Source organism: Streptomyces sp. NBC_01363, from assembly GCF_026340595.1.
Taxonomy (GTDB): domain Bacteria; phylum Actinomycetota; class Actinomycetes; order Streptomycetales; family Streptomycetaceae; genus Streptomyces.
On the sequence record NZ_JAPEPF010000002.1, the window covers coordinates 820856 to 847126 of the forward strand.

The 26271-nt window shown below is 69.9% G+C and carries 13 protein-coding genes and 1 pseudogene; 9 read left to right on the forward strand and 5 right to left on the reverse strand.

Going from position 1 to position 26271, the window contains the following annotated elements:
• The first annotated feature begins 55 nt into the window (after nt 1-55).
• Both OG611_RS31570 and OG611_RS31575 read left to right on the forward strand, forming a co-directional pair.
• On the forward strand, nt 56-898 hold the full coding sequence (locus tag OG611_RS31570) for a helix-turn-helix transcriptional regulator (protein WP_266427963.1): 843 nt from the start codon (nt 56-58) through the stop codon (nt 896-898).
• Nucleotides 880-1089, forward strand: a complete 210-nt coding sequence (locus tag OG611_RS31575) for a DUF397 domain-containing protein (RefSeq protein WP_266427966.1) — start codon at nt 880-882, stop codon at nt 1087-1089. Before OG611_RS31570 ends, OG611_RS31575 begins: the two co-directional genes overlap by 19 nt.
• A 63-nt stretch (nt 1090-1152) precedes the next feature.
• On the opposite strand, the gene pglX is transcribed toward OG611_RS31575, so the two are convergent.
• From pglX to OG611_RS31590, 3 genes are all read right to left on the reverse strand, one after another.
• Nucleotides 1153-4788: a BREX-2 system adenine-specific DNA-methyltransferase PglX gene (pglX, locus tag OG611_RS31580; RefSeq protein WP_266427968.1), complete on the reverse strand. Its 3636-nt coding sequence runs from the start codon at nt 4786-4788 to the stop codon at nt 1153-1155.
• A complete protein-coding gene (pglW, locus tag OG611_RS31585; RefSeq protein WP_266427971.1) occupies nt 4785-9461 on the reverse strand; it encodes a BREX system serine/threonine kinase PglW in 4677 nt (1558 codons plus the stop codon). Before pglW ends, pglX begins: the two co-directional genes overlap by 4 nt.
• A gap of 371 nt (nt 9462-9832) precedes the next feature.
• A complete protein-coding gene (locus OG611_RS31590) occupies nt 9833-9988 on the reverse strand; it encodes a hypothetical protein (RefSeq protein ID WP_266427974.1) in 156 nt (51 codons plus the stop codon).
• A 73-nt stretch (nt 9989-10061) separates the two neighbouring features.
• Between OG611_RS31590 and OG611_RS31595 the strand changes: the two genes are divergently transcribed.
• Nucleotides 10062-11036: a hypothetical protein gene (locus tag OG611_RS31595; RefSeq protein ID WP_266427977.1), complete on the forward strand. Its 975-nt coding sequence runs from the start codon at nt 10062-10064 to the stop codon at nt 11034-11036.
• 57 nt (nt 11037-11093) lie between these two features.
• Nucleotides 11094-11908, forward strand: a protein-coding gene (locus OG611_RS31600; protein ID WP_266427980.1) for an IS5 family transposase whose coding sequence is annotated in 2 segments (ribosomal slippage) — nt 11094-11439 and nt 11439-11908 — 816 coding nt in all. Because the reading frame shifts where the segments join, the coding sequence is not laid out codon by codon here.
• A 127-nt stretch (nt 11909-12035) separates the two neighbouring features.
• On the opposite strand, the gene OG611_RS31605 is transcribed toward OG611_RS31600, so the two are convergent.
• Both OG611_RS31605 and OG611_RS31610 read right to left on the reverse strand, forming a co-directional pair.
• Nucleotides 12036-15911: an AAA domain-containing protein gene (locus tag OG611_RS31605; protein WP_266427982.1), complete on the reverse strand. Its 3876-nt coding sequence runs from the start codon at nt 15909-15911 to the stop codon at nt 12036-12038.
• Nucleotides 15908-16315: a hypothetical protein gene (locus OG611_RS31610; RefSeq protein ID WP_266427985.1), complete on the reverse strand. Its 408-nt coding sequence runs from the start codon at nt 16313-16315 to the stop codon at nt 15908-15910. The genes OG611_RS31605 and OG611_RS31610 overlap by 4 nt, the downstream gene beginning before the upstream one ends.
• 409 nt (nt 16316-16724) lie before the next feature.
• Here OG611_RS31610 and OG611_RS31615 point away from each other — a divergent pair.
• From OG611_RS31615 to OG611_RS31635, 5 genes and pseudogenes are all read left to right on the forward strand, one after another.
• A pseudogene (locus OG611_RS31615) lies at nt 16725-17497 on the forward strand (M56 family peptidase); the annotation flags it as partial.
• 251 nt (nt 17498-17748) lie between these two features.
• Nucleotides 17749-19395, forward strand: a complete 1647-nt coding sequence (locus OG611_RS31620; RefSeq protein WP_266427988.1) for a TIGR02677 family protein — start codon at nt 17749-17751, stop codon at nt 19393-19395.
• A complete protein-coding gene (locus tag OG611_RS31625) occupies nt 19392-20624 on the forward strand; it encodes a TIGR02678 family protein (RefSeq protein WP_266427990.1) in 1233 nt (410 codons plus the stop codon). Before OG611_RS31620 ends, OG611_RS31625 begins: the two co-directional genes overlap by 4 nt.
• Nucleotides 20621-24736 (forward strand): TIGR02680 family protein, encoded by a 4116-nt coding sequence (locus OG611_RS31630; RefSeq protein WP_266427993.1) that lies wholly within the window; start codon nt 20621-20623, stop codon nt 24734-24736. The genes OG611_RS31625 and OG611_RS31630 overlap by 4 nt, the downstream gene beginning before the upstream one ends.
• A complete protein-coding gene (locus tag OG611_RS31635) occupies nt 24727-25986 on the forward strand; it encodes a TIGR02679 family protein (RefSeq protein WP_266427995.1) in 1260 nt (419 codons plus the stop codon). Before OG611_RS31630 ends, OG611_RS31635 begins: the two co-directional genes overlap by 10 nt.
• The last annotated feature ends 285 nt before the right edge of the window (nt 25987-26271 follow it).

A 26271-nucleotide genomic window follows, 5' to 3' on the forward strand; every position in this document is an offset into this window, starting at 1 on the left:
CGGTGGTTCCACACCTTCCACAACCGCCCGCGCGAACGCCTCGGAGGGGAGCGCCATGCCGCAGCGACGAGTGATCAGTGGCCGAAGCCAGGAGCCACGCCAACGGTTCGCGGAGGAGCTCCGGATACTGCGGACGGGCAGCGGGATGAGCCTGCGGCAGCTCGGCGAACGACTGGGCTGGGACTGGTCCTTGTTCGGGAAGATGGAGAAGGGCGAGACGCTCGGCAGCCCGGAGGTCGTCCAGGCGCTGGATACGCATTACGGGACGCCGGGAGTGCTGCTGGCGCTGTGGGAACTGGCGGCGGGGGACAAGTCGCAGTTTCGGGAGCGGTACCGGCGGTACATGACGCTGGAGGCGGAGGCGGTGAGCCTGTGGCATTTTGCGGTGAGTGTGCTGCCGGGGTTGTTGCAGACGCGGGGGTATGCGCGGGAGTTGTTGGCTGCGGGTGGGTTCAGCGGGGACGACCTGACGCGGCAGGTGGACGCGCGGATGGGGCGCCAAGACCTACTTGTGGGGGAGGGTGCACCGCCGTTCCGGACGATCTTGTCGGAGGTGGCCTTGCGGACGGCACTGCGGGATGCGGCGGAATGGCGGGAGCAGCTTGAGTACCTGGCCAAGGTGGCCGAGCGGCCGAATCTGACCCTTCAAGTGCTGCCGCAGAGCGCGGGTTTGCATGGCTTGTCGAGCACGGATGTCTGGTTCCTGCGACTGACGGACGGCCGTACCGTTGCATACACGGAGCATGGATATGGAGGCGAACTCTTCGAGGGAAACCTTGCAGTGGAGCGCATGCAACGTGCGTACGATGCGATGCGTGACCTGGCGCTTTCTCCGGCCGAGTCGCAGAAATTCGTCCTGTGCATGTTGGAGGAACTGCCGTGCGATCCATCGACCTGAGCGCCGCAGCCTGGCGCAAGAGCAGCCACAGCAACCAGGACGGTGGTGCGTGTGTCGAGGTCTCTGATGACTTCGCCGCCGTTGTCCCGGTGCGGGACAGCAAGAACCCCCTCGGCCCGGCGCTCGTGTTCCCGGCTGGCGGGTGGTCCTCGTTCGTCACGGCGGTCAGGGACGGGCGACTGAGCGTCTGAGCGGACAGCAACGGCCCCCGCGATCGGTCCAGATCGCGGGGGCCGTTGGCGTATGCGGGAAGACTAATTCTTCGTCGTACGACGTCCTCGCGTGGCGGCGGCCGGGCGCCAGGCGCGCAGGTCGTCGTCGGTGAGGCCGTGCCTGCCCTGCTCCATCTGCCGGTCACCCCGGAAGAACGCGGCCGGGGAGGAACCGAAGGACGAGTCGAACTCGTCGTGCCACTGGTCCAGCCACGGCTGGAGTTCGAGGAGACCCGCCAGGAAGGGAGTCGCTTCCTCGGCAGTCAGCGACTCGTGGGTGGCGATGTACGTGGTGAGGGCGTACGCCTGTTCCCGGTGATCCCAGCCGGCCCATCCGTACAAAGCGGGGGTGGCTGCGTTGGTCTGCCCGTATGAGATGAACCGCTCCTTGGGCACGTCCAGCTTGCCGCGCGCCCGCCAGAAAGAGGGCCGCAGGAAGTCGGCCGAGGTGTACTTCGGCGGTACGGGGATGGCGTCCCGGATCTTCCGCTTGGCCGGTTCGTCCTCGGCGGCGTCCTCTTGGCGCTGGAGGTCCCACACATGTTCCCAGTCCGCGCGCTTCTTGAGCCCGGAGGGCTTGTAGCGCAGGGCGGAGAGGAACGGCACGTGTTCGTCAGTCATCAGCTCGGTGACGACGGCGGCCAGTTCCTTGCGGGGAGCGTAAATCCTGGCGACGGAGACGAAGTCCTCGTCACGGGACAGGCTGTCGGTGAGCCGGGAGAGCGTGATGAGGGCGGGCATCCCGTTCTCATCGAACCAGTGGGCCCGGTCCTCGATCCGGTCGAGAAGCCACGAACGGAGAGCCTTGTCCTGGAGGATGTCCCACCCCTCGGTGGCCCAGCGCCGCTTGTACTCGGGGCGCTCGACCATCCCGATGGCGCGGGACGACTCGATGGCGTCGATCCGCTTCTGGACGATCGCGCGGTAGGTGGCGGGCCAGTGGGTGGGGATTTCGGTGATGGGCGTAGACCCATGCCGCTTGAACCACTCATCGCTGGCTTCGCCTGCGGCGACGCGGCGGGCGAGAATGATCTCGAAGGCACGCTCGCCGAGAGCGAGTTCGGGGATCTCGGCGGAGTCGAGGTCCTCCGAGACGCGCAAGTTCTCGGGATGCAGGTTGTAGAGCGAGTACACCTGCCAGTCCAGCTCCTCCTGAAGCGCGATCATCCGGGCGCGGGTGGAACGCCAAGTGTCACGGGCCTCGCGGAGCAGAGATCCGGTGGGAGCATTCTCCGCAGCAAGGGAGGTGGGGCTTGTGGCGGCAAGTCGGTGTGCGAGCGTGTCTAGCGCAGTAGGCAGATCGATTGAAGATTCTGGCGGAATTGGGAGTCTTTCGACATTTGCGCCGTTGAACTGGTAGAAGCGCTCCCATTCTTGCGACTTGAAGCCTTCGTTTACCCCCTGTCCTCCCTTGTTGTGACAGTTCAGCTTCAACCACATACATGCAGTTGAGCTGTTGAAGAGCCCCAAGAGCGCAAGGTGCTGTTCTTCGGTAACGTCCTTGCGGAGTTTGATGATGGGAGCGGTGCGGTTGAATGCCCTTCCGTCCCTATCTAGAATCCAGTGGTTGTGGGTGGTCACTTCACCGAACGCGAGTGTCCACGGGTGGGCTTCCACATCCTTTGGGAGCTGATGCCAGGCCCACCAATCTTTTCCGGCAGAGGAATAGGTTTTTCCGGTTCCAATGGTGCGCTTCCATAGAGGAGTGCGATACGGCCAAAAGTGGTGTTTGAATTCGTAGGAGAGAGAGCTCGTAGGCAAGATTGTGCGCTCATCATCGTAAGGCAATGCGGCAAGGTCAGATCCTGTGAAACCCCAGTCGCGAGTTTGGTCCCCTCTGTGACTTTGGAGAGCGTGTAGGTCGCTGGCGCGACGTGAAATTGGGCCGCTCGCAGGAAGGGTGAAGACTTCGTCTGAGTGGCTGTCGCCGAAGAATCCGACTCGGATTGCAAAGTGCTTAACCTTCGCGGACTCTTTCCTGGTCAGCTCCTCGACGATTTCTAGTCCCCCATCGGTCAGGATCCATGGCTGCCTACCGAAGTAGCGTCCTCGCTCCAGATCATCCACCGAGACCCACTGACTGGCCGACCCCGGCTCGTCGATCTGAGTCGCGATGGCGTTCCAGACCATGCCGTCCTCAGGCATTTCAGGCGCCGACGGCTCACCCTGGACACTTCGTACTGTACGGATCGTCGCCGAGCGCCTGCTGCCGCCTCGTGGCCTTCCAACCAGGATCACCGTCGGTGTCCCGTGTCCCGGGATGTACGCCCCCGACGTGTCAATGACCTCCGTCAGTTCCACCTCATGGCCGAAGTGCGTCTCAACTAGCCGCGTACCGAACTCACGCTTCATGAACGAGTTAGCCGTGATCTGGCCGACCATGCCGTACCCGAGTCCGCTCTCCGCGTCCCCCGCCTTCGCCAGTTCGAAGAATCGCTGAGCAAACGGCACCGACAATGCATACGTCCCCGCACACGCGTCGTACAGCCCCCGATACAACTCGTTGAGCTTCTTGTCCTTCACCGTGATGTACGGCGGATTCCCCACCACCACGTGGTACCGACCCGTCTCCAAAATCCCCGGATGCTCGTGCACGTCCTCCGTCTCGTACTTGAAGTCGGCGAGCTCGTCCGCGCCCTCTTCCTCCAAGTCGTCAAACAGATTCCCCTGCTTGTGCCGGTGCTTGATCAGCGAGTCGCCCACTGCCAGGTGAATAGGCCATTCGTATCGACTGGCCTCCCCCAGCGTCCGAACCCCACTAGCCGCCATCGCAGCCACCAACAACCGGAACCGCGCGATAGCCACCGCGAACGGGTTCAGGTCCACCCCGTGCACCGAGTCCAGCGCCGCCCGCACCCGCTCGTGCAGATCACGTCCCGGCTGGCCCTCCCCCCACAGCCGCACCAGCCTCCGAAACGCACCCAACACGAAGTGCCCAGACCCGCACGTAGGGTCGATCATCTTCAGGCCCTCGTAGCCGAACTCCCTCACCGCCGGGTCCATCGTCCGGTCGAGGATGAACTCCTCCACGAACTCCGGGGTCTGGAGCAGCGCGTACGTCTTCCGGGCCGCCTCGCTCAGGTCCTGGTACAGGTCACCCAGGAACCGGGTGTCCCAGCCCTCCGTACCGTCGCCGTTCTCCTCCAGCGCGTCCGAGAAATCGTGAACGAGCGCACCCGCCTCGTCCCGCTCCCGCCAGAAGTCGACCAACTCCCGCGCCCCGTCATGCGACAGAGGAATCTGGTACAGCGGGTTGTGCCGCTGGTCGAACAGCAGCCGGCCTGCCTGCCCCGCGCCCAGCTCCTCGAAGGCGCGCTCGAGCCAGCCCCGGTACGTCGGGTCCTCCGACTTCGCCAGGTAGTCCTCGTACCGCGCCAGCGCCAGGTCCCGGCGGTCCGGCTCCGGCGCCGTCAGGTACGGCTCCGGGATCAGCCCGTTGTCCTCGGTGAAGCGGACGAACACCGACCCCAGCACCCACGCCACCGCGACCTGCGTCACGCGCTCGTCCAGCCACGTGTTCCACGTCGCCGCCGTACGCCCCAGCTTCCGCGCCCGGTCGTACTCGCCCTTCAGTCTCGCGCCGACCTCCGGGACCGCCTTCACCTGCTTGCCGAGGTCCGTCTCAACCGCTTTGACCTGTTGCTTCAGGTCGTTCAACAGGGCTTTGCGGTCGATCACTTGTTGTCTCCCTCGGTTCCATCCAACTGCGCTGCACCCGACCGGTGGGCGTTCTTCACCCACGAGTCCGGAAGTTCGACCCATTCGCCCAGGCCCGCCTGGTACGCCACGGCCACGGACCCCAGCCGAGGCTCCCGCGCCGGGTCCGGCTGTGGCGCCAGCAGCCACAGCCCCCGCCCGCCCTGCCGCGCCGCCTCGCCCAGCCGGTCCAGGACGCCCATCGCGTCGTACCGGGCGAACACACCCGCCTCCGTCAGGAGGACCGGCCCACTTCCTGCCCCCGGCTCCAGAAGCTCCCGCACGCGCGGCTCCACCGTGCCCCAGGCCGTCGTCGCGTACTCAGCGAACTTCAGCGCGCCCCGCGAGCCCGGCTCGGCGACATCCGCCTTCAGCAGGGTCTCCCAGGTCGGCTTGGTGGCCGGCGGGACGAGGGAGTGCATGGACTCCAGGAAGAGTTCGGTCACGGAGACCGGCTGGGCGCCGATCCGGGGGGCGGTGAGTTCCCGTACCGCGTCGACCGTTCGGCCGTGGTGCACGGTCAGGACCCGGTAGCCGTCCTGCCGCGCCGAGGAGATGAGCCGTTCGTCGGCGCGGACCGCGCCCGCGAGGAGCGGGTCGTCGGAGTACCGGGTCACCGCGCCGGTGTCGGTGGTCTGGCGCCAGGCGCCGCTGGTCAGGTAGCTGGACGCGCTGTCCATCCGCGTGGGCAGGTAGCGCAAGGTCTTGGTGTCCTCGCGCGTGAACAGGGTGAGTTCGAAGCCGGCGTCGCGCAGGGCCTTGGTCAGAGGGCCGCCGGTCGGCAGCTCGTGCGTCGAGCCGCCCCGGCCGTCGGGGACGACGAGCTCCGGGAAGCGGGCTCGTACGAGCTCGTGGATGTCCTCGCCGGTGAGGCCCGGCTGACGGGCCTCCGGCACGCCCGGGATCAGTCGGACCAGGCCGGCCTGGGTGAGCCGGAGGGCACGTACCAGGGGAAGGTCGCGGGGGTAGATCTCCAGGCGCGGTGTGGCCGCCGCGTTCGCCGAGGCGGCGGCGGCCAGTTCGACGAGGCGCCGTTCGTCCCACTCGACCAGGCCGGGGGGCGGGGTGAGCGCGCCCATTTCGTTCAGGACCGTGGTCGCGGTCGGCAGGGTCCCCTGGCGGGTGAGCCGGTCGGCCGTCCTGCCCAGGCGCATCGCGTAGTCGAGCAGACCCGGGGCCGTCGGGGTGTCCGGGGCGTCGCCGTCCCGGACGTCCAGGGCGAGCAGGCCCGCGGCGAGGGAGTCCTCCGTGGCCCTGCGGTTGGGATGGTGCTGGAACTCGGCTTCCTCCGGCTCGAGTTGCTCCACCTCCACCACAGCCCGTACGGCTGCCAGTGCCAGCGCGCGGCGCTGCTCGCGCTCGGAGAGCTGCGTCCCGCGCCGTACGGCGAGGGCGTCGGCGATCTCGACGGCGGAGGCGACACGGCCGAGCCCCGCGAGGAGGTCCATGATCTCCTCGCGCAGAGCCTGCACCGCCGGGAGCTTCTTCCAGCGCTTGCGCTCCTCCTTCAGCATCTGCGGGATACGTCCCGCCGACAGATGGAGGGACTCCGCCACGTCCTTCTGCTTGGGCCAGACGCCGATGTCGGGCAGTTCGCCGCGCTCGTCGGGCAGCCGGAGAAGGAGCCGGACCATCTCGACCTTGTTGCTGTTGGAGCGGTTGTTGTTCAGCTCCGGCACGAAGATCGTGGCAAGGGTGTCCAGGCTGACCGAACGCAGTGCGGGCCTTGTCAGGCCGCCCGCGCCCTCGCTCGCGGCGAGTGCGCCGAGCACCGCCGACTCGGTCACGGTGAGCTGAGCGAGCTCTTCCTTGGCTTCGGCCCGGCCCTTCGGGGTCAATGGGGAGAGGGGCGCCTCGCTCAGCAGCTTGCCCCACTGCCGCTGGCGGCGCTGCACCTCGGTGCGGGTCTTGGTGCCGAGGCCGGGGGCGTTCAGGAGCTTGCTGCGGCTGTAGTCGAGGAGGCCGCCGACGGTGGTGATGCCGAGTCCGTACAGGAAGGACTCGGCGGCAGGGGTGAGGCCGGCGGACGAGAGGTGTGTGTCCCGGGTGACCGCCGCGGCCAGCTTGTCGCGCTGCTGGTCGGCGGTGAGGGGTTCGGCGTCCGCGATGACGGGCCCGCCGTCGGCCGGAGTCTGGTCGACGACCGGCTCGGGGTGGCGGGAGCGGTGGCTGGACGGCACCGTCTGCGAGGCGTCCAGGAAGATCTTCCGCCAGGCATCCCGCATCGGCTTGAGCTCGGGGAAGCGCTTGGACGCGTCCCGGTGCAGGGCCTTCTGGAAGAAGGCCACCAGGCCGTCCCGCACGGCGGGTTCGAACGCGTCGGCGGCGACGGCCGCGTGCGGGACTTCCTTCTCGTCCGTCATCCGAGGCGGCACGGAGCCGTCGCCCCACTTGGGCAGCTCGCCGGAGGCCATCTGGTGCAGAGTGACCGCGACGGCGTACCGCTCGGCGTGCGAGTCGTACGCGGTACGGGTCAGGGTGCCGATGAACGGGTCGAGATAGCCCTCCGTACCGGCCTCGTACTCCTTCGCCGGGTAGCCCGCCAGTGAGAAGTCGATCAGGACCAGCTCGCGGGTGCGGTTGGGGCGGATGCGGATGGCGATGTTGTCCGGCTTGATGTCGCGGTGCCAGACGCTCTCGCCCTCCAGGAAGTCGACGGCGCCGAACAGGTAGTCGCCGTATGCCTCCAGCTGGTCCATCTGGAGCCGGCCCCGCTCGCGGAGCTGGCGTGCGACCGTCTCCTCGCGGCGACGGGGCCGGGTCCGGGTGCCGGTCTCGGCGGCCTCGGCAGCGTCGTCGGAGGCCTCGCGTTCGTCACCCACGTACTCCAGGGCAAGGACGGTACGCCCCGCGATGCGCAGCGGCTCCGGCTCGACGAGCCGGATCACCCGGGAGTCCGGCCGCAGCCGGCCCATCACCTCGGCCTCTTGGACCAGCACGTCGCCGCGGCTGTCCGAGAGGCCCACCTTGAGCACCGCCAGCGGGCGGGTCCTGCGCGCCTCCGCCTCCAGGTCGCGTACAAGGAACGCCCGACTGGTGGACCCGGTGCCGAGACGGCGGCGGACTTCCCAGCGACCGCCGAGCACGTCACCCGCCACGGCCTCCAGCGGGTCCTTCTCGGGGGTCTCGGCTTCAGCTTCGGCTTCGACAGGTGCGGACGTCGGCGCCGTCAGGCCGTCCTCGACCAGCTCCAGCATCTCCAGGAACTCGTCCACCGAGGACAGGCGCTGGCCCGGCCGGTATGCGGTGGCCGCCTGCACCAGTTCGTCGATGTCCGGGGACATCCCGTCCACGAGGGAACTGGGACGCAGGCCCTCACCCGCCTCCAGGCGTGCGAGCAGCTCGGCCTGGCTCGCCGCCGGAGCCTTGCCCGTGACCAGCAGATAGGTGAGGACTCCGAGCCCGTACACGTCCAGGTAGACGGGGTCGGCGCTGAGAGCGGTCAGCTCGGGGGCGAGATAGGGGTCGGAACCTTCGGACAGGTGCATCGCCGACAGGGCTGTGGGCGCGAAACGGGTCATGCCCTGGCCTGTGGCACCACCCGAGCTGGAGCCGCGCTGCGTGGCGATCTGCCAGTCCGAGATCTCCAGGCGGGGGGTGAGCCAGGCGGCGTCCTCGCCGACGGCATGCCCCTGGCGGCCACGGTCCCGTGGGATGACATGAACGGAGCGGGCGGCCAGCGCCCGGTGGTGGATCCGGCTGGAGTGCGCGGACCGCATCGTCTCGGCAAGCTGGCGGACGAGCGCCATCCGGCCGAGGATGTCGAGCTTCTTGCCGTGCTGGAGCAGGTATTCGTCGAGCCGGAGGGTGTGCGGGTGGTAGTCGAAGATCAGCGCCGGACCTGCGGAGTGCCCGGAAGGGAAGTACTGCTTCAGCCCCACGACTCCGGGGTGGCGGAACCCCTGGAGTACTGCTGCCTCGCGACGGGCGGCGTTCTCCACCGACCGCCGGAGGGTGGCGTCCGAGCCGCGCTCGCTCAAGTAGACACGGACGCGGGCGATCTCCGGCAGTTCTGTGTGGCCGGCCCGGTAGTCGGCCCACGTCGGGCCGGAATCGAAGGACTTCCGCTCGAGCTGGTAGGGGCCGACCTTGTACTCGGCTTCGCTGCGCCGGATGCCGATCCGGTCGAGTGCTGTCTTGACTTCGCGCGAGTCGATAGCCGTGATCCGGCGCCTTTCGTCGCGCGGCGGCTGCTGGAGCATGGCCACCAGCTCGGCGACGGTATGGACACCGTTCTGGTCGTGCGCAGGCAGTCGGACCCGCAGGCCGCCGTCGGTGAAGCAGACCGCCTCGCCCACCCACACCCGCCTGCCGTTCTGGCCGAGCAGCGTGGCCAGCTCCTTCGCCTTCTTGTTGACGAGGTGGAGGGGATTTCCGTGGGGGCGACGATGACCGCCGGGGGTGGTCTGGATCCAGGTGCCGTTCTCGCTGGTCACGGAGCCGTGCCAGTCCTTCAGCTCGATCATGTAGACGCCGCCGGGGGCCACGACGAGCAGATCGACCTCGCGGACGTGTCCGGTGTTCGCGGTGAAGGTGAAATTCGACCAGGCCCGCCAGGGGTCGGAGTCCGGCAGCTTCTCCCGGATGGCTTCCAGACCGCGGTGCTCATGGTCGAACTCGGACTCGGTGACCGTGGTCCACCGGCCTTCCCGCATGTGCTGTCCCCGCCCTTTGATTCCGTGCCGAGTGGGTGTCCGCTCCCGGGCACCCGTGCCGTTCCACCGCCGGCCCGACCAGGTCGCAGACCCCGTGAATCCTAACCGTGAGCTCTGACACCGGAGGTGTCCTCGATGAAGCCGCGGGGGCATGGGGATGATTACCGAAAGGTCGGTACTACATCCCGAACTGGCTATATCTGGGTAAATGGGGCGTTATCTTTACGCTCTGGCTGCGAGGCAGTCCGGGGGCGTTGGGGTCCCACTGGGCGCGGCTGGGTGACCGCGCCGTCCTCGAGCGTGGCGACCTGGTCACCTCTGACGTCGTGGTCGCAGGCGCAGGTGGCGCATCCGATAGTGGCGGGGGAGATCTACCCGGCCGGGTCCCCGCTTGTGAGGGTGTTGGAGCCGGTCATGCGCCCCGCCCCGTCGTAGCCGAGGGTGGCGTCGGGCGTGCCGTCCGAGTAGCCGATCTTGGTGAGCAGGCCGCTGGCGTAGTCCAGCCACCCAGGCCGAAAAGGCGTCATTCCGTGAAATGCCGACGGGGTAGACCCTGAAGAAGGGGAGCCAGGGCACGGGCACAGCCAGGGGGGAGCCGTCATGTCCGGACCGTCGTACGTTCCCGTCCTGTCGGCGGCGCCGCACGCCATCGCGGCGTACCGGCAGTTGAGTCCGGCTGTTCAGGGATCGGTGGTGCCGCTCTGGAATCTTCCGCCGCGTCATGGGTCGGTACGCGACGTACTCGTCGCACACACACGGCGCGAAGCGCATGCTGTGAGCAGAGTGCAGCGCCATCATCCGGCCTGGATCGATACCCCCTTCGCAGGGGAGGTCCAACTGCGGGTTTTCATGTCCGTGCTGGCCGACCTCGGTGAGCTGAGCGCACTGCGTCCGGTCACCGGGCCCGACCGTCCTGAGTTCCAGCAGACAGCCGCGCTGGAGGCTGCGCGGCGCAGCGGGAGCGGCGTCGGCATACGGGTGGCACTGCCGGGCGAGTGGGACGATCACGCAGCCCACGCTGTTCGCGCCCTGCTCGCCCGCCTGGATCCTGCCGACGAGGCGGATCTGCTCCTCGACCTGGGTGCGGTCTTGGGCGATCGCCCCGATGCAGGAAAGGAGGCACTGCGTGCGTTCGATGCGCTGATGCCCCTGACGCCCTGGAGAACCGCAGCCTTTCTGAGCGGTGGGTTCCCGTCCGTGACCGCGAAGATGCTGGAGGAAGGATTGCGGGCCGAACCTCGCACGGACTGGCTCGTCTGGCGTGAGCTGACCGCCGCCGCCCGCGGCTACGTCCCGTGGCTCAGCTTCGGCGACTACGGCATCCAGTCCGCCCGGGTCATCGCACGCGAACCGTCGGCGGGCGGGGGCGGCCCCGCCTGGGGCGTGCTTCGCTACACCACCGCCGAGTCGTTCGTCCTCGCCAAAGTACTTGCGCGAGGCGAGGACCGGACCGCCGTGAACCGGGCGGCGGCCCGCCAGCTGCTTGAACTGCCTGACTTCCGGGGCGCGGTGGCCGGTGCAGGCGAGAGCTGGCTGAGGGACTGCGCGTGCGGCTACGGCACTAAGAACTCCTAACGAAATGATCTTCGAGGTGGTTGGATCACTCCGGGAGCGTTGATCCGGGGGTGCGGGGTGGCTCGGCCGAAGCCGTGGGAAGTCGATGACGAGTTGTGGGCGGTGATCGAGCCGCTGTTGCCCAAGGTCGAGCGTCGGACCCGACATCCGGGACGCAAGCGGCACCCGGACCGGCTGGTGTTCCAGGGCATCCTGTTCGTGCTGCACACCGGGATCTCCTGGGAACACCTGCCGCAGGAACTCGGCTTCGGCTCGGGCATGACCTGCTGGCGCCGCCTGGCTGAGTGGACCGAGGCCGGCGTGTGGCCTCGGCTGCACGAGGTCCTCCTCGCCGAACTCCGCGGTGCGAACGCCCTGGATTTCTCCCGGGCAGCAGTCGACGGCTCCCACATCCGGGCGTTAAAGGGGGAGCCAAGACGGGACGAAGCCCTGTTGACCGGGGCAGGACGGGCAGCAAGCATCACCTGATTACCGATGCCACTGGCATCCCGCTCGCGGTCACCCTTACCGGCGGCAACCGCAACGACGTCACCCAGCTGATCCCGCTTCTCCAGGCCGTGCCGCCCGTGCGCGGCAAGCGCGGCCGACCCCGGCGCCGCCCGAACGCGGTGCTGGGCGACCGCGGCTACGACCACGACAAGTACCGCCGGCTGGTCTGGGACCTCGGCGTGAAACCGGTGATAGCCCGACGCGGCACCGAGCATGGTTCCGGCCTGGGTACCCAACGCTGGGTCGTGGAACGTGCGTTCGCCCATCTGCACTGGTTCCGACGCCTGCGGATCCGCTGGGAGATACGCGACGACATCCACGAAGCATTCCTCACCCTCGGATGCGCACTCATCTGCTGGCGGCGCCTGAAGTCATTGCGATAGGAGTTCTAAGGGCACCGGCAATGCCTCCGTCTGGCTTCGCGTCGGCAACGTCCAGCACATGACCTACGTCGTGCGGAGCCTGCGGGAATGACGGCGCCCCTCTGCCCCTGTTCGGCTACCCGACGCATCAGCTGAACAGTGGCTCCAACACCGCCTCGCCGGCCAGGATGCGCCATGCCGGGACCCGGACAGTCCGGGTCACCGGCCCGGCCTTCGCCCCGGCACCACCGGACGGAAGCCCGGTCAATAGATCGGCCCGTGCGTGTGTCAGCCGCAGGTGCCGGGCCGGATCCTGGTTGTTGCGGGGGCCAGGATCGATCAGTACGGCGGTATTCGTGCCGTCCACGGTGAACAGCAGATCCACGGTGTGCCCACCGACGACGGCCGCGCGTTCCAGATCGGTGATCCCGCGTTCCCCCAGGTACTCCTGGAGCCGGTCCGCGAGTTCTTCGCGCACGCTGGAGACCCTCTCCGCCCTGACCGCGGTGTCCTGGTCGGCATACGCGTCCGTGCGCAGCACCGCCGACCGCTCGGCGAGCAATGCGGGCAGCCCCGCCTGTTCCTGCCAGAACGCGTGACTGCCCACGGTGATCAGCTGAGACTTTGCCCGGGTGACGGCAACGTTCCACAGATTGACCTGACTCGCCACCCAATGCGCCGTACGCGGAGGGGTGTTGTCGGTTGCTACCGGGCTCAGGACCATGACATCGCGCTGCCCGCCCTGAAAGGCGTGCACGGTTCCCACCCTGACCCGCTCGTTGTCTGGCCAGAAGCGGGCGAGCGCTTCCTTCTGGGCCCGGAAAGGCGTGACAACACCGACCGTCGCATCCGGCGGAAGCCGCAGCAGTAGCTCGTCCACCGTCTCCCGCACCCGCCCCGCCTCCGCCGCGTTGCGCCATGACTGGCCGCTGCCACCCCGCGCCGACTCACCGTGGGGCACGTCCGCCCACCCCAGCACCGGTGCCGGGTCGTTCCTGCCGAACGGATCGGAAGCCGGTACCTGTCTGCGGACGTCAGTGAGGACCTGCAACTGTCCCGCGTAGCAGTAGCCGTTGACGATGTCCGCGATCGCTGGATGGCAGCGGTAGTGCTCGTCGAGCAGCAGCGCTGACTCACCGTGCTGTGCGGCCGCGTGGTACGACGCGTACACGTGGTAGGCGAGCCGGTGGTCCTCCAGCTGTGCGGCGCTGAGCCCGGCCCGCACCCGCGCCTGCCGTTCCTGCTGCGCCGTGATGCCGGGGATGTGTCCGAGTTGCATGGGGTCACCGATGATCAGTGCCCGCTTGGCCCGGAAGAGCAGGGGAAGGACCGCCGGGATCGAGCACTGGCTCGCTTCGTCGATCACCACCAGGTCGAAGAGCTTCGGCGTCAGTTCCAGCTGGCGCACCGAATGCGTGCTGATGGCCCACGCTTTGAGGTGCGTCATCAGGTTGCGCTGGCTCTTCTGGAAGCCTGACCGGCGACGCAGCGCCTGGAGCCGCTGGCCCATGAGCGAGCGTCCTCGGGTCATGGCCTCCGCCGCCACGGTCCGGGCCAGTTCACCCGACACCTCCGACAGCCCGGCGGCCGTCTCCAGCCGTGCCTGCTTCAGCTGTTCCTCGTCCCGGCCGAGGAGCAGGGGCACGCGTTCTCGCAGCGCACGTTCCACGGCCACAGCGTCCGCCAGAGCGAGCAGGAGCCCGGGTGGCACCGGCCGGGCCGAGGCCCAGGACGGCCACGGGTCGGCCGGCGCCGTACCGGAACCGGCGACGAACGCCGAGAGGGCACGTCCCCTGCGCCATCGGCCGAAGCCGAACCATCGGGCCTGGGCGGCCCCACGGGCCCGCTCCTCCCAGCGGGAGAGCGTGTCGGTCTCGTCGTCGGCCCAGAGCCCTTCGAGCAGTTCTACGGCCAGGCCGAGGGCGTCGGCCTCCTGGGCGCGCTGCCGTAGCAACTCCACCAACGTCATTTCCTCGCCCACCAGCCGCGCCGCCTCCGCCCGGTGTGCGAGCGCTCGCGCGTGCCGGTTGCGAAGGTCGCCGGCTACGGTTGCCGTCCCGCGTCCCGGAGGCTCAGCGGAGCGGCTGAGAAGCTGCTCCAGTTTCGCGGCCTCCCGCTCCAGCGCCGCGGCGTTGCCCGTCCGCATCAGCAGGCCGGGCGAGATCGCGTCACAGCGGTCGGCCACCACGTTCACGGCCTCGTTGTTCGTGGAGGCGACCAGCACGGTCTGGCCTGCGGCGACGGCCGTCGCGACCACGGCCGTCACGACCTCGCTCTTGCCGGTACCGGGTGGCCCGGTTGCGACGGTCAGTGGACGGGTCATCGCCGCCCTGATCACGCGCTCCTGGCTCTCGTTGCACGGCCCCGGGGCGACGACGCCCGGCGCTTCACGGTCCACCACCGCCTCGTCGCCGCCCGTGAGGAGCGCGTCCAGCGCGGTGCCGGGCATCTGTGCGGTACGTGTCGACATCTGGAGCAGGTTGTCCACGAGCGCCTCGGTCGCGATCCGTTCCACACCCGAGGGCGCGAGGAGAACCGCGGCGTTATGAGCACCGGGCCGTAGCGAGTCCATCACGGATCGCTCACTGAGCGCCGACAGGTCCAAGGGCTCCAGCTCCGGAACACCGAGTTCCGCCAGAAGCTCGCGCACGGCCCGCACCATCTGCGTGCCGTTGCCCTCCTGCCAGGTCGGCTGCCAGCGGGCCAGGAGGTCCGCAGCGGCCTCATCGTCCAGCAGGTCCGTGATCAGCCCCGTGTGGAGAGAGGGAACCCCGTTCGGGCGGAGCCTGTCACGGCCGTCTTCATCGGGGGCGAGTTCCATCGACTGGATCAGCAACGGCGCGATCCGCACCGCGGCGCGGCGTCGGCCGTCCCCGCCGCGCTCGGGAAGGGTGATCGCCGGATATCCGTACCAGTACTCCTGGAGCCCGGCGCCATTCGCAGATCCGGCCCCTCCACTCTTCGGCCTCGGCAGCTGGGAGGGAGCGGGGAGGGTGGGGCCGAGCCCGGACTGGATCGTCTCGGACCCCTGCCCCAGCAAGAAGTACGCGGAGCCTCGTCCGCTGTCCCTATCGGGCAGCATGCCCGACGCCGCCTGCGCGCTCAAGCAGTGCACGTAGTAACGCAGCAGCCGTTGCCGGTCGACGCCGTCCCGGGCGTCGAGCCCGGCCAGTTCCCGTGCCTTCAGCAGCGCGGGGGAGGTGTTCCGGTCGGCCCGGGTGCTGCCGTCGCCGGGCAGGGCGGGAAGGTTCACCGACCGCGCCACGGAGCGTGCCAGGGGGAGCGAACTCGTGGCCCGAATCGTGGACTTGGTCGGCCGCTGCTCCTGCGGCACTCCGGCGCGCACCATCTGGGCGGTCAGGTACGTGAAGAGGTCGTCCGGTGTGATCCAGCCACTGTCCTTGATCCGCCCCGAACGCAGCCCCTCCACGATCTCACCGGTGAATCGGGAGGTGCCCAGGGAGGACCCGGCCGGGGCCATCGCCGAAGCGGCCTGGAGGGCATCGGAGGCGGTGATGAAGTACACCCCGGTCGGATGCAGCAGTGTGCTGGGCGCGGGCTGGGCATCCGACTTGGATGCGCCCTTGGCGGTCCAGCCCTGTACGACGGAACCGCTGGAGCAGCAGTCCAGCAGTACCACTTTCGAAGATGCCCGGCAGGACTGGAGCATCCGCTCCAGGAACTCGGCGGGCACCGCCGTTCCCGGCAGGTCGTCCGGATCGGCATCCCGGGTGAGAAAGTACAGCTGGCCGTCCGCCTCGCAGAACTCTCCATGGCCGCTGAAGTAGAGCAGAGCGGTCTCGATGGGCTGCCGCTCCTCCAGGAACGTCTCGATCGCGTGCAGCATCTCGGCGCGGCTCGGCTCGGCGACTACCGCGCAGGCGTTGTACATGCCGATCTCGGTGCTCTCCAGCACCGCCTGCATGTAGTGCAGGTCGGCCCGGACGGGTGGCAGGTCGTGGTAGCGGTCACTGTCGTACGTGGATACGCCGATGAGCATGGCGTACCGGTCGTTGTCACTCACTCCGCGGTCGGTCCGTCTCCGTGGAGGTCCTCCGAGCCGTCGGTGAGGAAACGCTCGATCCGCTCGTCGTCGACCCGCGCCTCTTTCCCGGAGATGCGCAGCGTCGCCCCGTCGGGCCGGGTGACGACGATGGTCCGCTGCGGCACGCGTGCCAGCCAGATCTGAACGGCGGCGGCGGCCAAGGAACCGCCGCCGAACACCAGCCCGATCAGGTCGGTGACCGGGCCGCCCTTGAGGCTGTCGTCGGTGCCCGGATCCTGAGGTCGGGGAACATCGAGTGCGGCGTGCGGATCGGTGTCGGTGATCGCCGCGAGCAGCTCCCGCGCTTCGCGCCGGGAGCGCAGCGGGTCCTCGTCGACGATGGAGAGGCGGTAGCCCACCGGCCCCGCGTGGATGGTGCTCACGTTCACTGTGTCCTTTGGTTCCCCATGCGGGCGGATACACGGATCCGCAAGGCTATCCGGGGCATAGCGCGGCGCTCCCTGGGTAGCCGAAACCGGCCGGTCAATGGCGTGAAACGCGCAGCTCGGCCCGTGCGGTCCTTCCTGTCCGGATCGGCATCGACTTCTTCGCACACCGGGTCGTGCGATGCGACCCCTTCGAGACCGACACCTGAACGGCAGGTCGCGTGGCGTTCTGCGGGTGGAAGTGGTCTGCCATGGCTCGTGGCAAGTAGCTCCCGGAAGGGTTCAAGAAGGACGCGGTCGATTTGGTGCTCTCCTCACCGAAGAGCAAGGAGGTCGACGCGCTGAAAGCACGGGTCAGAGAACTGGCCCGGCTGCTGTCCGAGCGGAATCACGAGCTGACGCATGTGGGCGTCTTGTGGTCGGGACGGCTCAGCTTCCCGGAAACCCGCTTCCGGACGGCTGGTCAGACGACGAGGTGCGGGAGGCTGTCCCGCACGATCGGCTCGCGGGCAAGGGCGGCGATCGTCGACCTCGCGGCTGTGGCCCTGGTCTGCGCGTCGATGCTATGGGCTCACTATCGTTTCGTTCCCGCGCGCATAGGACGCTTGCCCGTTGTCCACGACGGGCGAGGCCGCCCTGCTGCCCGACGAGATGCCATACGCATTACCCGGCTCGCCGGGAAGGATCATGGTCTCTTCCGCCATGCTCGCTTCTCCGACCACGGCGGAGCAGCAGGCACTCCTCGCGCACGAGCGGGCGCATCTGGCGTGCCGACAGCACCGCCTGCTGCTGGCCGCCCAATTGGCCGGCTACGCCAATCCACTTCTGCGGCCTCTCCGCGTGGCCATCTCGTACACCACCGAACGTTGGGCGGACGAGGAGGCTGCCCTCCACACTGGTGACCGGCGGCTTACTGCCCGCGCCGTCGGGAAGGCGGCGCTCGTCTCACACCGGGCCGCCGCCCCGGCCTTCGCGGCCTTCGCCGTGGCCGGGCCCGTCCCGCGACGCGTGGCCGCGTCGCTGGGTCCGGTGCCACCGGAGCGCGGCTGGCCGCCGGCGCTCACTTCGACAGGCGTCGCGGCGTTCGTCGCCGCCTCGGGAACAGCCGTGTCCACCCTCTCGTCGCTGAACGCGGCCTTCGCACTCTTCGTCGTACTCGAAGTGGCGACGCCGCTGTAAGGCGTGGGGCCCGAGTCACAGAACCCGACGGAAAGCCGGCATCCGGCGCAGTTGACCGTCGGGTTGAGGGTCTGGATCTCGATCTTGGACGGGTCGTACGGCCCCGTGATCCGCTCATCCGCAATGTCCGGATCCTCGTCGGGCTGCTCCAGCTCGACATCGGTGACATCCTGATCCGGTCAAACGGGGTGAATCGGCCGGGTATTTCGGTCTCTTTCCGTGGTAGCCGCGCCTCAGGGACAATGGCGGCGATGACTGTCACCGCCCCCAGTGCTTCCGCCGGCCCCCTTCCCGAGCCGTCGGGCTTCGGCCCCTTCGCTCATCTCACGGTGCCGAACACCCCGCTCTACCGCCACGTGATGCGGACGTTCCTGACGGCCAAGGAGCGGTTCGCGGTCCACCTGCGGCCCGAGGACGTGCACACCGCGCTGCCGGCGGATGTCCGTCCCGCCGAGCCGGACGCCGTCGTCGGCGCGCTCGACAGGCTCGTCGGCTGGGGCAATCTGCGGGCGGATCCCGATACCGCCCGGGTGACCGCGGTCGAGGACTTCTACCGGAAGCGGTTCATCTACCAGCTCACGAGGGAGGGGGAGGCCGCCGAGGAGGCGCTGTCCGCCTATGACGAGGCGCTCGGGCGGCGCGGTGCCCTCCAGGCCGTGGCCCTGCACGACATCGTCACCCAGCTTCGCGCCCTGCTCGTGCTGGCTGCCGAGGAGCAGCCGGATCCGGCCAAAGCGCATCTGGCGCTCGACGCGCTGGCCAGCCGGTTCGCCGCGCTCGCCGACAACGCCCGGGCCTTCATGGGATCGCTCCAGCAGACCATCGACCTGCACGATGTCGAGGAGGCGGTCTTCCTCGCGTACAAGGACCGCCTCATCCAGTACCTGGAGCGGTTCATCCAGGATCTGATCGCGCTGGGCGGGCGGATCGCGCGGCTGATCCTGGAGCTGGAAGAGGACGGGAGGGTGGAGCCCCTGCTTCGGGCAGCCGCCGGGCGGGAAGCCGTCGACGCCTCGCCGGAGGATGCCGCGAACGCGGAGCGGGAGATGTACGAGCGGTGGGCCGCCCGCTGGTCGGGGCTCGGCGCGTGGTTCATCAGCAGGGACGGGCGCGAATCGCAGGCCAGGCTCCTGCGCGGCCGGGCACTCGGTGCGATTCCCCAGCTCCTCGCCGTCGTACGAGCGCTGAACGAGCGCCGGGCCGGCCGCTCCGACCGGTCGGCCGACTTCCGTACGCTGGCGCGCTGGTTTGCCGAGGCGCCCGACGACGACGCCCGGCACCGGCTGTGGCGGGCCGCCTTCGGCCTCTATCCGGCCCGGCACCTCACCGTCGACGCCGACACCCTCGCCGCCCGCGCGGCGCGGCCCGTCCCGGCTTCCACCTCGTGGGCCGAGGCCGAGCCGTTGCGTATCAGCCCGCAGCTGCGCCGCACCGGCAGCTATGAGCGGCGCGGCAAGCCCCGCAAGGTCGAGGACCGGGAGGAGCTGCGGCGCTCGCTCGCCGAGACCGCTGCCAAGCAGGCCTCCGAGACGGCCGCCGCCCGCGCCCGGCTCGTCACTCATGGCGTCACGCGCCTGTCCGGTCTCGGTGAGCTCGACCCGGCCTCCTTCGGACTTTTCCTCCAGCTGCTCGGGGACGCCCTGGCCACATGGCGGCCCGGTATGCGGCACACCACCGCCACCAGCAACGACGGCTCCATGGAGATCAGACTCACCGCACTCGCCGACGGCACGACCGCCGAGGTCCGTACCCCCGGCGGAGTCTTCGGCGGGCCGGACCACCTCATCGAGATCGTCGACCTGACGGACGGAGACGACCTGACGGACGGAGACGACCTGGTGGGCGGAGACGACCTGGTGGGCGGAGACGGTCCGGCGGACGGAGAACCCCGACGATGACCACACCACTCGCCGAGGTCCTGGACGGCCAGCACGCCGCCGAGCTGCGCAAAGCCGCCCGTGCCCTGCTCAAGCAGCCACTCCTGCTCGCGCGCGGCCGGTACGCCGAGGAGTTCCGCCTCGCTCGTCGGCACGCATCGGAGCTACGTGAGTGGTTCGACCGCAACACCGGCTGGGCGCTCCAGGCGGACACGGAAGCCGCGCGGCTGCGCAAGAGTCCCGGTGTGCTGACCGACCCCACCCACCCCGCACGGGACACGACCCGCGGTGCTGCCCCCTTCACCCGACGCCGCTACGTCCTGCTCTGCCTCGCGCTCGCCGCCCTCGAACGCGGCGAGGCCCAGATCGCCCTGGGGCGCCTCGCCGACCAGATCGTCCTCGACGCCGCCGATCCCCGACTCGCCGCGACGGGGATCGAGTTCGCCCTGGAGCGCCGAGACGAGCGCCTCGATCTCGCCGCCGTCGTACGGCTGCTGCTCGACCTCGGCGTGCTGAGGCGGGTCGCGGGCGAGGAAGAGGCCTACGTCAGCGGGGCGGGCGACGTCCTGTACGACGTCGAACGCCGGGTCCTCGCCGGGCTTCTGGCGTCCCGCCGCGGCCCCTCCACCGTCCACGCCGAAGCCTTCGACGACCGGCTCGCCGAACTCGTCGCGGAAACGGCCATGGACAGCGACGAGCTGCGCTTCCGCGCGATGCGCCGCTCGCTCACCCGCAGGCTCCTCGACGACCCGGTGCTCTACTACGACGACCTGAGCGACGCCGAACTCGGCTACCTCACCCGGCAGCGCGGCTTCCTCACCGCCCGGATCACCGAGCTGACCGGACTGGTCGCCGAGGTGCGGGCCGAGGGGATCGCCATGGTCGACCCTGAAGACGACCTCACCGACCTCCGCATGCCCGAACAGGGCACCTACGGCCATGTCACCCTGCTGCTCGCCGAGCACCTGGCCGCCGCCGACGGCCCCGTCGATCTCGACGAGCTTGCCCTCCGAGTCCGTGAACTCGCCTCCCAGCACGGCGGATTCTGGTCGAAGTCCGCCCGGGAGCCAGGCATGGAGACCGAGCTCGTCGCACAGGCCGTCGCCCGGCTCGCCGCGCTCGGCCTGGTCTCCCGTACTCCGTACGCGGTCGTGGTGCGACCCGCCCTCGCCCGGTACGCGGTCGGCGAGACCGTCATCCGCGAACCCGGCTCCGCCCCCGTGCCTCCGCAGCGAAAGGCCACCTCGTGACCCGCCTCCCCACCCCGCGGCGTTCCCGCTGGCAACCCCTGCGCATCGGGCTCGTCGACCTGTTCCACTACGACGTGGAGGAGTTCCACTTCCGGGACGGGCGCCTGCTGCTGCGCGGCAACAACGGCACCGGTAAGTCCAAGGTGCTCGCCCTGACCCTGCCGTTCCTGCTCGACGGCGACCTCACCCCGCGTCGTGTCGAACCCGACGGCGACCCGGGCAAGCGGATGGAGTGGAACCTGCTCCTCGGCGGCGAGCACCCGCATTCCGAACGGCTCGGCTACACCTGGATCGAGTTCGGCAGGCTCGACGACACGACCGGCGAGCAGCACTTCCGTACGCTGCTGTGCGGGCTCAAAGCCGTCAGCGGGCGGGGCATCGCCCGGCACTGGTACGCCGTCACCCGCCAGCGCGTCGACCACGGGTCCACCGAACGCACGGAGGAGACCTTCCGGCTGCTCGACGCCACCGGCACGGCCCTGTCCCGGGACCGCCTCGCGGAGGCCGTCGCCGGGCACGGCATGGTGTACGACCAGGCCAAGGTGTACCGCAGAGCGGTCGACGAAGCACTCTTCGGCCTCGGCGAGCAGCGGTACGCCGCCCTGGTCGACCTGCTCATCCAACTGCGCCAGCCCCAGCTCTCCAAGCGGCCCAACGAAGCCGCTCTCTCCCGTGCCCTCACCGAGGCGCTGCCGCCCGTGGAACAGGCCGTCATCGCCGACGTGGCCGAGGCGTTCCGGTCCCTGGACGAGGAGAAGGACGAGCTGGCCGCAGCGTCCGCCGCCGAGCGGGCCGCCTCCGCCTTCCTGGAGTACTACCGGCGGTACGCCCGGATCGCCACCCGGCGCCGCGCCCGGCTCCCGCGCGCCGAGCACTCCCGCTACGAGCGCGTGCAGCGAGATCTGGCCGAGGACCAGGAGCGTCGAACCCGGGCCGAGGAGAAGCGAGCGGCGGCCGAAGAGGAGATCAGCTCCCTGGCCGAGACCGGGGAGCGTCTGCGGGCCCAGGAGAAAGCGCTGCGCGAGGCGCCCGAGATGCGCGACGCCCGTGAGCTGGAGCACGCCGCCCAGGCCGTGACGCGAACCCGGCAGGCGGCGGACCGGGCGCGGGAGGACCGGCAGCAGGCGGACGCCCTCCACGCCAAGGCGCTCGGGCGGCTCGGCACCGCAGACAACCGGCTGCGTGCCGCGCGGGGCCGGGCCGAAGCGACCTACGCCCACGTGCGGGAGCAGGCAGCCGCCGCGCACGTCGCCCTGCCGGCGGACGACCTGCTGCCCGAGCCCGCATCGCGGCGCGCCGTCGAGGAAGCCACGGACCGCGCCCGGCGGGCGCTCGACCACATCGAGGGCCGCCTCGAAGCGTCCGAGCAGGCAGCCGCCGAGCACCGTCGGGCGTCGGGCCTCCTCGACGAGGCGGAGAGCGACCTCGCGCTGGCCGCCGAGACACACGGCGAGGCGGAGGAGAACGCGGCGCGGGCGGGCCGGGCCCTCCTGGACGACGTACGCGAACGCGCCCACGCCTGGAAGGAGCTGGCCTACGCCGACGCGAACGGCCTCCTGGACGAACTCCAGGAGTGGACCCGTCACCTCGACGGCCCCTACCCGGCGCGGTTCTGTGCCACCCGGGCGCACACCGCCCGCTCGGTGGACCTCGCCGACCAGGCGGCCGAAGCCGCCCGCGCGACCACGGAGCTGGCAGAGCGCACCGCCGAGGCCCGTCGCGAGCTCACCGCACTGGAAGCCGGTACCGGACGCGAACCCCGGCCCCCGGCGACGCGCACCCCCGGCCTGCGCGAGACGCTGCCGGGCGCGCCGCTCTGGCGCCTGGTCGACTTCCGTGACGGACTGCCCGAAGCCGGCCGTGCCGGGCTCGAGGCGGCACTCGAAGCCTCCGGCCTCCTCGACGCCTGGGTGCTGCCCGACGGCTCCGCCCTCGCCGCGAACGGCCACGATGTCCTCCTCTCCCCGCCGAACGGACCGGTGAGCGGCCCCTCACTGGCAGACGTGCTGTGCCCTGTGGTGGACCACAGCGATGGGCAAGCCCGTGTCCTGGACGAGACGACGGTGACGCGACTGCTCGCCGCCATCGGCCTCGACGGCGGGGGAGGAGCCATGACATGGGCGGCACCCGACGGGCGTTTCCGGATCGGCGCCCTCACCGGTACATGGGCCAAGCCCGCCGCCACCTACATCGGCGAGGGCGCACGCGAAGCAGCGCGCCGGGCCCGGGTCGCGGCGCTCGGCATCGAACTCGCCTCCCTGCGTGAGGAGTCGGAGAATCTCGCGGCTCGGTCCGCCGTGATCGCGGCACGTCGGCGCACGCTCGACGCCGAGCTCGCCGACGTCCCCGACGAGTCGCCGCTCACCAGGGCACACGCGCTCGTCAGCGCCGCCGCCGAGACCGTACGCAAGGCCCGTGCCCGGTATGAGGGGCGTGCCACCGAGGCCGTCGAGGCGGCTGAGCTCGCCGAGCGGGCCGCCGCTGAGCTCACCGAGGCCGCCGCTGATCTGGGGCTGCCCGCCGACCTGGCCGGACTCACCGCCGTACGTCACGCCCTCGGCTCCCTCGCCACCGCGCTGGCGGCTCTGTGGCCCGCGCTGCGCGAACGGGGGGAGGCCGCACGGCAGGTGGACGACGAGCGTGCCGAGGCGGCCGAGGCGGAGCAGCGGGTCGTCGACCTCGCCCAGCGGGCCGAAGAGGCGGCGCGCGAGGCGGCGGCGGCCGACGAGCGGCACCGGACCCTGCGCTCCACCGTCGGCGCCGCCGTCGCCGAACTCGAACGGCGCCTTGCCGAGACCGCCGAGGCACAGCGGATCTGTGAGACCGACCAGAAGAACGCCCGGCAGCGTCACGCCCAGGCGGACCGGGAGGCGAGCCGGGCCGAGGGGCGGATCGAGCAACTGGAGAAGGACCTCGCCGAAGCCGTCGACGCACGTGCGGAGGCCATCTCCGCCCTCCAGCGCTTCACGGCCACCGGCCTGGTCGCGGTCGCGCTGCCCGAGGTCACCGTCCCCGCCTCGGACGACGGCCACTGGGCTGCGACCCCGGCCATCGCGTTCGCCCGCGCCATCGAATCCGGTCTGTCGAACGTCGACGACACGGATGCCGCCTGGGAACGGGTCCAGCGTCGACTCAGCGAGGAACTCAAGACCCTGCAGGACACCCTGTCCCGGCACGGGCACAGCGCGTCCGCCCGCATGGTCGAGGACGGCATGGTCGTCGACATCGTCTACCAGGGCCGTGAGCGCGCCGTGCCCGAACTCGCCGAAGCACTCGCCACGGAGGTCGGCGAGCTCACCCGCATCCTGTCCGCGCACGAACGCGAGATCCTCGAAACCCACCTGATCACCGAGGTCGCCGGCACCCTCCAGGAACTCATCGGTGCCGCCGAACGACAGGTGCGGGACATGAACACCGAACTGGAGGACCGGCCCACCTCCACCGGCATGAGACTCCGGCTGGTGTGGCGGGCCTCGCGCAAGGCTCCGTCCGGACTGGCCCAAGCCCGCGAGAGGCTGCGCCAGTCCGCGGACGCCTGGACTCCAGAGGACCGCGCGGCGGTGGGCGAGTTCCTCCAGGCCCAGATCTCCCGCCAACAGTCCGACGACGGCTCGGGCAGTTGGCTCGATCACCTCACGGCCGCGCTCGACTACCGCTCCTGGCACGAATTCGGCGTCGAACGCCACCAGCACGGGCGCTGGGTCCCGGCCACCGGCCCGGCCTCCGGCGGCGAACGCGTCCTCGCCGTGTCTGTACCGCTGTTCGCCGCCGCCTCCTCGCACTACGCAAGCGCGGGCAGCCCGCACGCGCCCCGCCTGGTCACCCTGGACGAGGCGTTCGCCGGCGTGGACGACGACTCCCGCGCCAAGTGCCTCGGCCTCCTGAGCGCCTTTGACCTCGATGTGGTCATGACCAGCGAACGGGAGTGGGCCTGCTACCCGCAGGTGCCCGGCATCGCCATCGCTCAACTGTCCCGGATCGACGAGGTGGCGGCGGTACTCGTCACCCGCTGGGAGTGGGACGGTACGAGACGACAGCGTCGCGAGGATCCCGTACGTAACGCGCCCCAGGCCACGCCTAGTGCAGAGGAGCCCGAGCCACTGTGGAACTGAGCCACGGGCATGAGCCCGAGATCGGAGCGGTCGACGGCACGAGGCTCACTCGGCTGCTCGGTGCACCGGAACTCGCCTGGCTCGTCGAGCGAGCGCGCCGACGTCTGGTGACCGGACAGCCCCTGACCGGTTCCGTGTCTCTGGGCGATCCCACTCCGGCTCAGCGGGCGGCGGTCGAACGACTTCTCGCCCGAGCTCCTGGTGGCGGCAGGACCCTGACGGTACGGCTGGACGCGGTCGACGCCGTACTACGCCGTTCGGGCGTAAGCCCGAATGGCCTCGCCGCTGCGGTCGAGGCACTCACGGGACCTGTCACATCGCTCGCCCAGACCCGCCAAGAGGAGGAGGATGCCTGGAAACGGGCGCACGCGCCGCTCGACGAGCTCGTCGTTTCGGTCCCCGCGCTTGCGGAGTGGGCGGCCCGGATACGCGCCGACGGCCTCGCGCGGCGTCTGGGGCGCACTCCAGACGTCACGCTCGGCCTGCTCACCGGGGTGTGCACCGCGCTGAGCGCGCTCCCCGCCGTCCCGATCGTCTCGCAACCTGCCTTCGCCGCCCGGGTCCTCGGCTGGGCCCACGCTCTTGACGACGGCACACCGCTGGCCACCCTCACCCTGTCCGGGGCCCGTGCGCTGACCGGCTTCCACGACGGTCAGGGCGCCGAATGGCGACGCGAGGCGTGGGCCGCGGTGGGACTGTTGCGGGATGAGCTGTCCTCGACCGTACTGACCCTGAACCTGCGCGGCACCCCAGCCCTGGACCGCCTGGCTGAAGACGGCGAACCCTGCGTGCTCACCCTTCGCCAGCTCACCCGCAGGCCTCCGGCCGCCGCCGCTCCCATGGTGCGGATCTGCGAGAACCCGACCGTCCTCGCGGTGGCGGCCGACGCGCTCGGCCCTGCCTGTCCGCCCCTCGTCTGTCTCCAGGGCCAGCCTTCCGCCGCCGCCCTCACGCTGCTCCGGGGGCTGCACGACCACGGAGCGGCCCTGTACTACCACGGGGACTTCGACTGGGGCGGACTCCGGATCGCCGGCATCCTTCACCGCCGCGTCCCATGGCGGCCCTGGCGCTACACGGCTGCGGACTATCGCGCCGCCGTGCTCCGCAGCGCTTCACCTCCGCTGTCCCCGCTCGTCAGCACTCCGACGGAGACCCCCTGGGAGCCGGCACTCGCTGCGGCCGTCGCCGAACTCGGTGTTCGTGTCGAGGAGGAGAGGGAACTGGAGCTCCTGCTGTCCGATCTCGGATGAGGACCGTGACACGGCCCGGTTTCTGAGGTGATCACTGGAAGACCGGCGTCGCAAGCGGCGGTGAGTGACTTGTGGACCTCGCGGTCGCGTTGGGCGGTCTTGGCAGGCCTTCGCCGTCCAGCGATGAAGGTACGTTGCTCGCGTGCCCGCCCCGATTTCGGAAGAGGTCAAGTTGATGAGCTCGCGAGTTCGTCGATGTTGTCGCGTCGGGACGCATCATGTGGAGTGCGCGGTGATCCTTGCGCCGGTCGCGAAGGGCTCCTGACCTGCGGCTTTACCCGCATG

Bases quoted from the DNA above. Each gene is read 5' to 3' on its own strand.
- OG611_RS31570 (WP_266427963.1), top strand. From the start codon at position 56: ATGCCGCAGCGACGAGTGATCAGTGGCCGAAGCCAGGAGCCACGCCAA.
- OG611_RS31625 (WP_266427990.1), top strand. From the start codon at position 19,392: ATGACCACACCACTCGCCGAGGTCCTGGACGGCCAGCACGCCGCCGAG.
- OG611_RS31595 (WP_266427977.1), top strand. From the start codon at position 10,062: ATGTCCGGACCGTCGTACGTTCCCGTCCTGTCGGCGGCGCCGCACGCC.
- OG611_RS31590 (WP_266427974.1), bottom strand. From the start codon at position 9,988: ATGACGCCTTTTCGGCCTGGGTGGCTGGACTACGCCAGCGGCCTGCTC.
- OG611_RS31620 (WP_266427988.1), top strand. From the start codon at position 17,749: ATGACTGTCACCGCCCCCAGTGCTTCCGCCGGCCCCCTTCCCGAGCCG.
- pglW (WP_266427971.1), bottom strand. From the start codon at position 9,461: ATGCGGGAAGGCCGGTGGACCACGGTCACCGAGTCCGAGTTCGACCAT.